We start from the raw sequence: 12,849 nt of genomic DNA, 5'->3' as shown, positions 1-12,849 counted from the left end.
CCCCGGGAATCCAGAAGAACAGGACCACAGATGCACCGAGAATTTCGCTCGCGCTTCAGAAATCTGACGAACGTCGTTCGTCATGGCGATATCGCACGCAGCAAGGGGGTTTCGCTTTGAGGACCAATCCCGGAATTGGAATCGTTGGCGGCGGCATTGGCGGTTTGACAGCCGCGCTCGCGCTCCTGCGCAAGGGACACGACGTCACAGTTTTTGAGCAGGCTCGCGAGCTTCAGGAGGTAGGGGCTGGACTGCAGATCAGTCCCAACGGTGTCCGCGTATTATTCGACCTCGGCCTTGAGGACAAAATCCGCGCGATCTGCTTCGAGCCGGAAGGCAAGGAAATCCGCCTCTGGAACACAGGTGACACCTGGAAGCTGTTCGACCTCGGCGTTGAATCACAGGTGCGCTATGGTTTTCCGTATATCACCGTCCACCGCAACGATTTGCATCAAGCCTTGGTCAAGGCGATCGAGGCGATTTCGCCCGAGACGATCCGACTCGATCACCGTTTCGTCGACGTCGAGCAGCGCGACAAGAACGTAGCGTTGGCGTTTCATGACAAACCGTCTGCAAATTTCGACGTTGTGATCGGCGCCGACGGTGTCCACTCGAAGATGCGCGAGATTCTATTCGGTGCTGGCCCGGCCCGATTCACAGGCATCGTTGCCTGGCGGGGCGTGATACCGGCGGAGCTGCTCCCGGAGCGATTAACTCGGCCGATCGGCACCAACTGGGTCGGACCTGGCGGGCATGTCATTCACTATCCCATCCGCCGCGGCGAGCTCATTAATTTCACGAGTGTGATCGAACGACAGGACTGGAAGATCGAGTCCTGGTCCACTCCCGGGACCAACCAAGAATATCATGACGACTATCCCGGTTGGCATGCCGACGTGCACGCCTACATTCAGGCCATTCCGCAACCGTTCAAATGGGCGCTGATCGCAAGACCACCGATGCAGGAGTGGGTGCAAGGTCGCGTCGCACTGCTCGGCGATGCGTGTCACCCCTCACTACCCTTCCTCGCGCAGGGCGCTGTGATGGCACTGGAGGATGCATGCATCCTCGCTCGCGCATTCGAGGAGTTCGACACGATCGACGCTGCGCTGGAATCTTATCAACGCATGCGGATTCCTCGCACGACGCGCGCGGTTGAAGGGGCGATCGCGAATACGCAGCGTTTCCACAACCCGACGCTTGCGGATCCCCAGGGTGCGCAAATCTACGTCGACGAACAATGGGCGGCCGAGAAGGTCGTCGAGCGTTACGAATGGCTGTTCGAGTATGATCCGACGGGCGTCCCGTTAGCATCCGCCGCCGCATGACCACCCACAAGAGACTGCCCATGTTTTCAGCCGAGCCCACAACCCGATGGAAGCGTACACCGCTTATCTTGTCCTTCCCGGACCAGCCGAAGTTCAATGAAACCTATGGTTTTGCCGGAAATTCGGGGCATGTGAATCTCGAAGGGCAGTTGATGCGAAGCCCGGATTCTACCTCTCGCACCGTCTACATCTTCATGCATCCAACCTCGATCCTGCATCTACTGCCGATGCCGGTTGCTCTCGCCGATGCAGGACTCGACGTGCTCTGCGCGGCCAGCCGCTATCCACGCAACGACACTGCTCTAATTCAGGAAAAAGTGGCGATCGATCTGGGCAAGTGGATTGCATATGCGCGCGAGGAACTCGGCTATGAAAAGGTCGTGCTTCTCGGCTGGTCGGGGGGAGGATCCCTCTCGCTTTTTTACCAAGCACAGGCCGAGAATCCGAGCATCACCGAAACCCCGGCCGGTGATCCGGCCAACCTGATTGATGCGGGGCTGCAGCCGGCGGATGGCGTGATCTTTATCGCGGCGCATCTCTCCCGCGCGGAAACGCTGACCGAATGGCTCGATCCTTCGGTTGTCAACGAACTGAATCCTGATGATCGCGATCCTGAATTCGACATCTACTCGTCCGACTGTCCACACCAGCCACCGTACTCGCCCGAATTCGTCGCGCGCTTTCGAGCTGCGCAAATCGCTCGCAATCGAAAAATCACCTCATGGGTCGAAGAGCAACTGACACGTCTCAAAGCCGTCGGTGGGTCCGAACAGGAACGGGCATTCATTGTCCACCGAACCATGTGCGACGTGCGGTGGCTTGATCCCAAGGTCGATCCGTCCGACCGGCGGCCTGGCTGGACCTATATGGGTGATCCACGCGCGGTGAATGTCGGACCGGTAGGGCTGGCGCGCTTCACCACGTTGCGGTCGTGGCTGAGCCAGTGGAGCTACGACAAATCCAATGCCAAGGGGCCGCTCAACGCCGCCAAGATACATCGAACGCCCGTTCTGCTGATCGAGAATACGGCTGATGAAGCCGTTCCGGCGACGCACAATCCCGCGATTTTCGAGGCATTGGCAACCCCGGAGAAGGAATACGTCCGGCTCAAGGGGGCGACGCATTACTACCTCGGTCAGCCGCAACTCCTCGCTGACTGTCTCGCTGCGGTAATAGGATGGAGCCGACGCAAGGAACTGCTTGAGGCGTGAGAAGGGCTCGCGCCATGAGCGATGGCTTGTCGCCTCACCAATCGGCCAGTGCGACACACGCTGAGGTGGACGATCGCGTGATCGCTCGCGCGCTTGCCGATTTCGTAGCTGCGATCGATAGCGCGGAGTTTCCGCGTCGGCTGCTTGCTACCTTGCATGTGTTGGGAGGTGTGGAGCTTTGCTCGGTATTCGAACGCAGCAATCCGGAGAAAGTCGACCTCATCTTTGCGAACGGCGAACTTCCTGGGTTTCCTGAATTCACCTCGCAGGCGTCACATGCCTATTCCCGTCGCTTCTGGCGCTCCGACCGCCAATTGCAGCGCTTAGCGAGGTTGTCCGCAAACGAACCGGTGCTGGCCCGGCGGCGCGCGGTCGATATTGCTGACCCCGCTTATCGCACGGCTTGCTACGATCGCGCTCGGGTCGATGAACGCATATCGATAATATCATCGGAGCCTTCGTGCCTCATCATCAATGGCTATCGCTCAGTGAGAAGCGCACCGTTCGCTCCCAGGGATGTCGAGCGACTTGAACTGCATGCCAGTCTGCTGGTCGCGGGACTGCGTCAACACTTGCGCGCCGGGCTCGCCGTGGTTGGGCAGATCGACGAGGCGACACTCGCCGGCACGCTCACAACGCTTAACTGCGGTCTCAGCGCACGCGAGGCTGAGATCACCGCGGCGCTCATCCTGGGTGAAACCCAGGTTGGGATCGCGAAGGCCAAGCACCTTTCGCCCGCGACAGTCGTTACCTATCGGCGTCGTGCCTACAGCAAGCTGGGTGTGAGCAACCGGCGCGACCTTGTGGCGCTGCACCGACGGCTTGTGAGCGACCGCGGCCGGATAACGATGGCTAGGGAAGGGGAATAGGACATGGCACGGACGCACTGGCGCGTTGCTCTTGCACTGGGCTGCGCAGGTTTCGCGGCGCAAAGCATCGGCCAGACTGCAGTAGATGGCGCGGCAGATGTCGATCATTCAAGGATGCTTGCGGCAGACGAAGTCCCCGGGAACTGGATGGCACCGGGCCGAACCTACGGCGAACAGCGTTTCAGCCCTCTCAGCCAGATCAACGATACAAACGTCTCGGCGCTAAACCTCGCCTGGTATGCGGATCTGCCGATCGACCGGGGAGTCGAAGCGTCGCCGTTGGTAATTGACGGCGTGCTCTACAACACAGAGCCATGGAACGTCACCGCAGCGTATGATGCGACGACCGGCAAAGAGCTGTGGCGCTTCGATCCTCAGGTTGATCGAGAAAAGGGGCGCCAGGCGTGCTGCGATATCGTGACGCGCGGCTTAGCAGCCTGGAACGGCATGATCATCATAGCGACACTCGACGGCCGGCTGATCGCCATGGATGCGAAGTCCGGCACACAGGTGTGGAGCGTGAACACACTCGAGCCGGTCTGGCCCTATACGATTACGGGCGCCCCGCGCGTGTTCGACGGCAAGGTGTTGATCGGCAATTCTGGCGCTGAAGGTGCAGCCCGCGGTTATGTGACAGCATACGACGCAGAGACCGGCGACCGGCAATGGCGCTTCTATACCGTGCCTGGCGACCCGTCGAAGCCGCAGGAGAACGAAATCCTGGAGATGGCGGCCAAGACCTGGACGGGCGAATGGTGGAAGCGCGGGGGCGGCGGCACGGTCTGGGACTCAATCGTCTATGATCCCGAACTGGATCTGGTTTATATTGGAGTAGGCAACGGGGGACCTTGGCCACAAGTCTACCGCAGCCCGGGAGGCGGCGACAACCTCTTCCTCTCCTCGATTGTCGCGCTCAGGGCCGACACCGGCGAGTACGTTTGGCATTATCAGACCACCCCGGGCGAACAGTGGGATTATACCGCGACGCAGCCGATGATCCTCGCTGACCTGACCATCGATGGCAGGCTGCGCAAGGTGCTGATGCAGGCGCCAAAGAATGGCTTTTTCTACGTCCTCGATCGTGCGACGGGAGCGCTGATTTCCGCCAAACCCTATGTCGCAATGAACTGGGCTGAAGGCATCGACATGGCGACCGGCCGTCCGATCGTGAACCCGGAGGCTCGGTACGGCGTGGTACCCGTTATTGTCACACCGGGCCCGGGGGGTGGCCATAACTGGCATCCGATGGCGTTTAGTCCCCAGACGGGGCTGGCCTATTTTCCGGTAACTGAGATGTATGCCGCGTTTTCGGTCAATCCCGATTTTAAGCAGACCCCAGGGAACATGGGCCAACTTGGAATCTCGACGACGGGGTTTGAACTGACCCGCAAGGCCGCCGCCGATTTCGCCGCTGCCAACAACAAAGCTTGGCTCACGGCGTGGGATCCCGTTGCGCAGGAGGAACGCTGGCGAGTTCCCTACCCGATGCGTGGCAGCGGCGGCGTGTTGGTGACCGGTGGCAACTTGGTGTTCCAGGGGACAGTTGGCGGTACGTTCGCCGCTTTTCGCGCTGACACCGGCGAGAAAGTCTGGGAGTTGCCCGTCCAGCAGGTCCCGATCGCGGGCCCCGTCAGCTATATGGTGGACGGGGTGCAGTACATTGCGGTTAACGCTGGCTGGGGAGGCGGGCTTACACATTCGACCAGCGCCAAGTCGCTGGGCTTCCCGCTGTCCAACCCACGCTTGCTTGTGTTCAGGCTCGGCGGAACTGAAGCGCTTCCTCCGATTGATGGCGAGGCGCTCGCGCTGGACCGGCCAACCGAGCTTGATGTCGAGCCTCGCGTGATCGCGCGGGGTGAACAAGTCTACGCGCAGCAATGTTCGAGTTGCCATGGTGAGCGAGCGCGCGGCGGCGTCAAGGACTTGCGCCGCATGACCAGCGCGACCCATGCCGAGTTCTACGATATCGTCCTGCGCGGCACACGCCGCGAGGCTGGAATGGCAAGTTTTGGCGATGTGCTGACCCAAGCCGATGCTGAAGCGATCCACGCATACCTCATTCGGCGTACCAACGAGGACTGGGAAGAGATAGCAAACGAGAGGTAGATGCTTGTGTCGTCGGTGACCGAAGGAGCTTGGCGCGGTGAGCGCGCGCTTCACATCCGACTTGCTGCGGAAGTTCCGCCCCGGCCGCCGGCGCGGCAGCCGGGATGAGGTCGGTTCGCGACCCACCAGATTATCTGGATAATACAGCACGTTGCTGCGCTCTCGCTCCGCGGACTCGCCCGGCGTGTGAAGACGTTGCCGGCGCGTTAGCCGTTCATATGATGCCTCCCCGGCATTGGTGGCCAGCGAAATCAGCATTAGACTATTCGCTATAGACAAATGTAGCCTGATAAAAACGAATAAAGCATGGGAGTGGATAATGGCGAGCGATGTACGGACGGCGTTCGTGCGCCAGATTGTTGGCGATGGAGTCGCCTGGGGACAGGTTTTACGTTCGGCACCCATGCGAACGCGGTCGCTCCAAACCACCGCACTGTGCGCTGTCCTCGCAGGCATGCCGACGCTGTCCGCTGCCGCAGCGCAGGCTCAGGAAGCTTCCGTCGCCGCACCACAGCAGCAGCAAACACAGCCCATTCCTGAAAACCACGCTGAGGGCGATCCGATCGTGGTCACGGGCACTCGCATCAGCGGCTTCACCGCGCCGACCCCTGTCACGGCGATAAGCCAAGCGGAAATCGAGGCGAAGGCTGTCAGCACGGTTTCGGAATTGCTTGATGATGTACCTCAATTGCGCATCAATCAGAACATCGGCAAGTCGAGTGAGCCGGTTGGCGGTTCTAACGCCGACCTGCGGGGGCTCGGCACACAGCGCACACTGGTATTGATCGATGGTCGCCGCGTCGCCTTTACCGATCCGGCCGGCACGATTGACACCAACATCGTCCCCGTCGCGCTGATCAGCGATGTAGAGATCGTGACCGGAGGCGCGTCGGCGGCCTATGGTTCCGATGCTGTCGCTGGCGTCGTGAACTTCGTCCTCGACAAAAACCTGAACGGACTGAAGCTCGACGTATCCTACGGTCAAACGACCTACGACGATTATCATCGTCCGGCCGTCAGCGCTGCCTACGGTGTCGGCCTGATGGACGATCGGCTGCATCTGACGGTCGCCGGCGACTACATGCACAACGACGGGCAGACGATGCAGGCTTCCAGGCCGTGGGGCCGGAACGGCACGACGTTGCTCACCAACCCGGCCTACACCCCGACCAACGGCGAGCCGCGGCTGATCATTTCGGACAATGCGCGCTACACGCAGATGACCGAAGGTGGTGTGCTGACGCGCGCGACAGGTCTCATTATCGCCCAGCAGCTGGGTTTCCCCACAGGCACGGGGGTCCAGTTCGACGTGAGCGGCAACCCGATCCCGTTCAACTACGGAACCAATATCGGCGGAACCTATATGACAGGCGGAGATGGCGCTTCGCAGGTCGACAACGGTAATCTGCTGCCGGAGATCGAACGTTTCACCGGCTACGGCGGGTTGCGTTTCGATGTCACCGACAGTGTCACGTTTTTCGCCGATTTTCTCTATTCGCGGGTCAATGTCCTATCAGACCTGTCGCCCAACCGTGACGATCGCGGCATTACCATCCGCACAGATAATGCGTTTCTTCCAAATTCGGTTCGCGATGCAATGGCGGCTGCCGGCCTGACGACGGTTGCCCTCGGGCGCATGAACATGGAAGATCAAATTTCCGTGTTCGACAACACGACGCAAGTCCGCCGCTGGACCTTTGGCCTGGAGGGCACGTTCGGCGATGGCTGGACTTGGGATATCTCGGGACAGATCGGCCGCAACAGCTACGAATCGCTGAGCCATTACAACCGCATCTCCGATCGCTGGACCTTGGGTACCGACGCCGTCATTAGTCCCGTGACTGGCCAGCCGATCTGCCGTGCGCTGCTGAACAATCCAAATCCTTCCGACGCGGAGGATCCCTACCGGGATATACGCGATTGCGTGCCCATCAATCTGTTCGGCGCCGGCTCGATCGACGGACGCGCGCTGGCCTATTACCGGGGCACGTCCTGGACGCGATCGCGCCAGGAGCAGGATGTGTTCGCGGCGAATATCTCGGGCAGCCCTTTCTCGACCTGGGCGGGCGAGGTGAAATTGGCGGTCGGCGCCGAGTATCGCCGCGAATTCACCGAAATGACCGCTGACGAGGATTCGGCGCTGAGCCGCTGGCGATCCATCAACTCCCAGCCTTTCACTGGTGAATTCGACGTCAAGGAAGGGTATGCCGAAGTCGTAGTGCCGCTGGCGAGCGGCAGCCGCTTCGCCGAAAACCTCGAGCTCAATGGTGCAATTCGCTACACCGATTATTCGTTGAGCGGCGGCGTGACGACCTGGAAGCTCGGAGCGAACTATTCTCCGATCCCCGATCTCCGATTTCGCGCGACGGTGTCGCGGGATATTCGCGCGCCGAACAATTTCGAACTGTTCTCACGCGGTCGACAGGTCATCAACTCGATCGTGGATCCGCGCGACAATCTCGGCCGCAACACCCTTCAGATCACCAGCGGAAATCCCGCTCTGAAGCCCGAGAAGGCTGACACATTCACGGTCGGCACGATCTTTCAGCCCAGTTTTATTCCCGGCTTCAGAGCGTCGATCGATTATTATCGTATCTCGATCGACGAAGCGATCACCACGGTCGCGCCACAAAATATCGTCGACTTCTGCGAAGCCGGCCGGACCGAATATTGTTCGGGAGTGATCCGCAGCCCATCCTCTGGGCTCATCACCCGGATCAACGTTATCCCGTTCAACGCCGACTCGCTCAAGACCAGCGGGATCGATGGCGAACTGCAGTATCGCTTCGGCCTCGGCGAGGGTGAGGTCAGCCTGCGCGGCCTGGCGAATTATGTGATCGATTTGTCGATCACCTCGGACGGAGAAACCCAGGACTACGTCGGGCATGCCGGTAGTCCGGGACCCCCGCAGGGGGTTCCGGAATGGCGGATCAATCTCGATGCGAACTATTCGATCGATGGCTTCCGACTGGGAGTGGGCTACCGGTATATCGATGGGGGCAAATTCGACACGAGTTTCAACATCGACAGGCTCGATCTGATCGACAACACCGTTCCCGGCCGCAGCTATGTCGATCTGTCCGCATCTTATGAACTGACCCCCGAGGCGGAGCTCTATGGCCGCGTGGAGAACCTGTTCAACGTCGATCCGCCGATCGCGCCCAACGGGATCACCACGCCAACCATCGCCAACTCGCCGTTCTTCGACAATCGGGGCACCTTCTTCGTCATCGGCGCTCGATTGCGGCTGTGACCGGCGCCGGCCGTGAAAGCGGAGTACCGGTAGCCGATCCGCCAGACGGGACGAGCGCGACGGCACGATTGCGCGCAGACAAACTAGGGAGATACCGAAGATGCCGGACCGAGCGAACACGAGGATGACCGCGATTCTTGCACCGATGCTCTTGCTCGTGGCGAGCACGGCGACGGCGCAAGACCAACCGCTTGGCGATCTTCCGCCGCCCACCGACGTCGATCGGGCCCTTCTCCAGGATGCGATCGACATACACACTCATCTCGATCCCGACAGCTTCGGTCCCCACAGTTCTCAGGCGCGGCGAGGTCTCGACGTGATCGATATGGCCAAGCGCGCGGAGCAAGCGGGTATGCGCGGCTTTGTCGTCAAGCAGCATTACGACCAGAGCGCGCAACTCGCTTACCTCGCCAACAAGGCGGTACCCGGGGTGGAGGTGTTCGGCCAACTATGTCTGAACCTGACGGTGGGAGGCCTCAATCCGGCCGCCATCTATCATTTCGGGGAGGTGAAGGGCGGCCGTGCGCGCATCGTGAGCATGCCGACATGGGACAGTGAGAACTATGTGCGCTCGTCCCGCAATCCAGACAGGGCCTTTGTGCCGGTGTCGAGCAACGGCCAATTACTTCCCGCGACCAAGGCGGCCATCGCCGCAATTGCGAGCGCCAAGATCCGCGACAGCGATGCGCAACTGGCGCTCGCCACCGGTCATGTCTCGGCGGACGAGGCGCTGATGGTGGTTCGCGAGGCTAAGAGGCAGGGGATCGAGCGGATCGTTGTGACCCATGCGATCGGCCATCCCATCGACATGACAATGTCGCAGATGAAGGCAGCGGTTGGTCTAGGTGCCTATATCGAGTTCGTCGCGGGCTTCCTCGTCGGCGAGCGAGCCAGTTTTACCGTGCAGCAATACCACGACGCAATTCGCTCGCTTGGCCCCGCGAACGTCATCTTGAGTAGCGATGGTGGGCAGCTCGGTCGCCGCGATATGCCCGACGAGCTGATCGCGCTGGTGGCGGGTCAACTGCGCGCCAAAGGTCTCACGGCCGCAGAACTCCACCAAATGATGGTTGAAAACCCGGCGGCGCTGCTTGGCCTGCCACAGCCAGAATAGCGGAGCCGGGCGGCGGAGCACTCGGTCTGGTCGGACCTAATCGGCTCAAGAATATTTCGATCGATAGAGAGCGGCCGAAGCCGTCCGGACTGCTTCTAAAAGGGGAGGATTGATCATGCAGGATAGTAGCGCGTCGCGTTCCATTTTTCGTAACCGAGACCGGATGGGGGCCGTACTCGTCGGAGTCCTGATGACAATTTCTTATCCCACGGTCGCGCAGGCCCAGGAGGCCTCGCAATCGCAGCCGGCAGGCGGTGGTGAGATCATCGTTACTGCATCGCGCACCGCGCAAAGCGGCCTGGATGCACCCACGCCGACGCAGGTTATCGGTTCGGAGGCCATCGATCGCCAAGGGGCGGAGACGGTCATGGACGTCTTGAACCAGAACCCGGCATTCAAAGCGTCGAGATCACCCAACGCGAATGCCACCAATCTTTCAAGCCCGGGGCAGGCCACTGCTGATCTGCGGGGATTAGGCGGTCAGCGAACGCTTGTTCTGGTGAACGGCTCACGGATCGTGCCTTTTGCTCCGGCAGTTAACCGAAGCGTGCCGACTACGACCGATCTCAACCTGATTCCGACGATCATGATCGACCGCGTCGACGTGGTGACCGGCGGCGCCTCGGCCTTGTACGGTTCGGATGCGGTCTCGGGTGTCGTCAACCTGATCCTGAAGACGAAATATGATGGCATCGATGCCCGAGTGCAGACCGGTATTTCAGAAGAGGGAGACGATCAGCGAATCCGCGCGGGCTTCCTTGCCGGGACGAACTTTTCCAGCGGCCGCGGAAACGTCGTTGTCAGCATTGATTACTCGAAGGTTGAGGGAGTCGGCAGCTTTTACACCCGAGATTGGGGCCGACGTGAGCAGCTGATCGTCACCGATCGGACTGGAGGTGCGACTGAGCTCCTGCTGGCAGACAATGTCGTGAACTCGCTTGGTGCGGGCGGTGTGATCATCTCCGGACCGGCCAGCCTGGTCGGGATGACCTTCAATCCGGATGGCTCCTTGCGGCCGTTCGATTACGGCAGTCCCATCGACGGCCGGGTTATGGTTGGAGGTGAAGGCAAGTCGGTCAATGCGCAAACAGACACCGTCCCCGGTGTCGAGCGTATAACAGCTTACGGCAGTATCTATTACGACATTTCGGATAGTCTCACCGCTTATGTCGAGGGGGGGTGGTCGAAGGCGGATGGCACGATCACGAGCGCGGTTCTGCGCCTTAGTCGTCAGCCAATCCACGGCGACAATGCATTCCTTCCCGCGGAGGTCCGGGCGCAACTTCCGGCTGATCAGACGATGAATATCAGTCGTATCGGCTTCGACATCGGCAACAACCAATATCGGGTCAGCAACGAGTCCCCGCACGGCACGGTCGGGCTGAAAGGCGAACTCGGCGATAGTTGGAGCTGGGATGCACACAGCAGTTACGGCGTCAATTACAACAAGCTGCGCGCCTCAAGAGTATTGATCTCCGACAATCTCGATTTTGCCATCGATGCCGTGGACGAAGGCCAGTTCCTGACCGGGACTCCAAACGGCAATATCGTGTGCCGTGCCGTCGCTCAGGGTAATCCGGACGCGGCCGGATGCGCGCCACTCAATCTGTTCGGCGAAGGCAACACGAGCGCCGCAGCCCGTGATTATATCTGGGGCGAGCCCATGTCCGACGTGAAATATACGCAATTCACCGTCGCGGCCAACCTTGTGGGCAGCATCTTCGATCTTCCCGCCGGCCCTGTCCGGGTGGCCATCGGCGGCGAATATCGCAAGGAAACCGAAAAGTTGACGGCTGACCCGATCGCCCTTGCCAACGGCTATGAAGGCGCCGGCAATGCTGCAGCCTGGAACGGCAGCTTCAACGTCAAAGAAGGCTACTTTGAAGCGACCGTTCCGATCTTCTCCGGATTCACCACAAACGGCGCCGTGCGATACGCTGACTACAGCACGGCTGGCGGACAGACCACATGGAAAGCGGGTGCGGTCTATGAGCCCATTGATGGGCTGAATTTCCGTGTTTCGCGATCGCGCGATATTCGCGCACCTGCGCTAAACGAACTGTTCGGCCCTGGCAGTCCGGTGATCAATCCGCTGACTTTGGTCGTCGACGGCGTCAGCAAGACGAATATCATTCCGCAGAACGCCACTGCGGGAAATCCCGACGTTAAGCCCGAGCTCGCCGATACATGGACGGCCGGGATTGCTTACCAAGGCAGCGGCGCCCTTCGGGGATTGGGTCTGTCGATAGACTACTATAAGATCGATATCAGGGACGCGATCTCCAATCCGACCGGTGCTCAAGTTGCGGCCCTATGCAGCGCGGGTGATCAAGCCTTCTGCAACGCGTTTACTTACGGACCCGACCCAGCCAACCCAGGCGAACGTATCCACACCGCGCTTCTTGCCGGTACCCTCAATCTCGGTTCTTTCTCGCAAGAAGGAATCGACATGACGCTGGGCTACAACACCGAGGTCGGATTTCTCGGATCTGGCGGCAGTTACCGGGCCTCCGCAAGTGGTACTTACGTGATTCATTCGATCGTCGATCTGGGAACCGTCGGATCGACTCCCCTGGATCATGCCGGAGCGATGAACCCCTATACACTCGGCGCAATCCCCACTTTCCGTGGCGACCTGTCGCAGACCTTGGGCAACGACGACTGGCAGATATCGCTGCAGACGCTTTACATTAGCTCTGGTGTTCAGGACACCACCTATAACACGCCTGATGGGCCGACGATCAATAATAACCATGTACCAGCAACTTGGTATTTCAATTTGAACGGCAGGTTCTTTGCTGGAACTGAAAAGCAGTACGAATTCTTCTGGGCCGTTAACAACTTGCTAAATCAGGATCCTCGTGCGACGCCCTACTTCGTTTTGAATGCGCCAGTGAACGGGCAATATTACGATAAGATCGGACGTCGCTACACCGTGGGAGCTCGCTTGCGTTTCTAGAGAGCCGTA

General features: G+C 60.0%; 7 protein-coding genes. All 7 read left to right on the top strand.

Going from position 1 to position 12,849, the window contains the following annotated elements; genetic code table 11:
* Positions 1-116: 116 nt before the first annotated feature.
* The 7 genes from AC3A5N_RS00245 (at position 117) to AC3A5N_RS00215 (ending at position 12,840) form a co-directional block, all read left to right on the top strand.
* Positions 117-1,328 (top strand): FAD-dependent monooxygenase, encoded by a 1,212-nt coding sequence (locus AC3A5N_RS00245; RefSeq protein WP_487735298.1) that lies wholly within the window; start codon positions 117-119, stop codon positions 1,326-1,328.
* Positions 1,325-2,539 (top strand): alpha/beta hydrolase family protein, encoded by a 1,215-nt coding sequence (locus tag AC3A5N_RS00240; protein ID WP_487735297.1) that lies wholly within the window; start codon positions 1,325-1,327, stop codon positions 2,537-2,539. Before AC3A5N_RS00245 ends, AC3A5N_RS00240 begins: the two co-directional genes overlap by 4 nt.
* Positions 2,540-2,604: 65 nt before the next feature.
* On the top strand, positions 2,605-3,408 hold the full coding sequence (locus tag AC3A5N_RS00235) for a helix-turn-helix transcriptional regulator (protein ID WP_487735296.1): 804 nt from the start codon (positions 2,605-2,607) through the stop codon (positions 3,406-3,408).
* A gap of 3 nt (positions 3,409-3,411) precedes the next feature.
* Positions 3,412-5,514: a PQQ-dependent dehydrogenase, methanol/ethanol family gene (locus tag AC3A5N_RS00230; protein WP_487735295.1), complete on the top strand. Its 2,103-nt coding sequence runs from the start codon at positions 3,412-3,414 to the stop codon at positions 5,512-5,514.
* A gap of 319 nt (positions 5,515-5,833) precedes the next feature.
* Complete coding sequence (locus tag AC3A5N_RS00225; RefSeq protein ID WP_487735294.1) at positions 5,834-8,767, top strand: TonB-dependent receptor plug domain-containing protein; 2,934 nt, start codon at positions 5,834-5,836, stop codon at positions 8,765-8,767.
* Between the two features lie 124 nt (positions 8,768-8,891).
* A complete protein-coding gene (locus AC3A5N_RS00220; RefSeq protein ID WP_487735293.1) occupies positions 8,892-9,881 on the top strand; it encodes a DUF6282 family protein in 990 nt (329 codons plus the stop codon).
* Positions 9,882-10,071: 190 nt separating this feature from the next.
* Positions 10,072-12,840, top strand: a complete 2,769-nt coding sequence (locus tag AC3A5N_RS00215) for a TonB-dependent receptor plug domain-containing protein (RefSeq protein ID WP_487735292.1) — start codon at positions 10,072-10,074, stop codon at positions 12,838-12,840.
* The last annotated feature ends 9 nt before the right edge of the window (positions 12,841-12,849 follow it).

The sequence above is a fragment of the Pelagerythrobacter sp. Soil_C_18 genome (assembly GCF_057657235.1).
This window is presented reverse-complemented; position numbering and strand designations above follow the sequence as displayed.

Coding starts and splice junctions, on each gene's coding strand:
- AC3A5N_RS00220 (WP_487735293.1), top strand. CDS start 8,892: ATGACCGCGATTCTTGCACCGATGCTCTTGCTCGTGGCGAGCACGGCG.
- AC3A5N_RS00230 (WP_487735295.1), top strand. CDS start 3,412: ATGGCACGGACGCACTGGCGCGTTGCTCTTGCACTGGGCTGCGCAGGT.
- AC3A5N_RS00225 (WP_487735294.1), top strand. CDS start 5,834: ATGGCGAGCGATGTACGGACGGCGTTCGTGCGCCAGATTGTTGGCGAT.
- AC3A5N_RS00240 (WP_487735297.1), top strand. CDS start 1,325: ATGACCACCCACAAGAGACTGCCCATGTTTTCAGCCGAGCCCACAACC.
- AC3A5N_RS00215 (WP_487735292.1), top strand. CDS start 10,072: ATGACAATTTCTTATCCCACGGTCGCGCAGGCCCAGGAGGCCTCGCAA.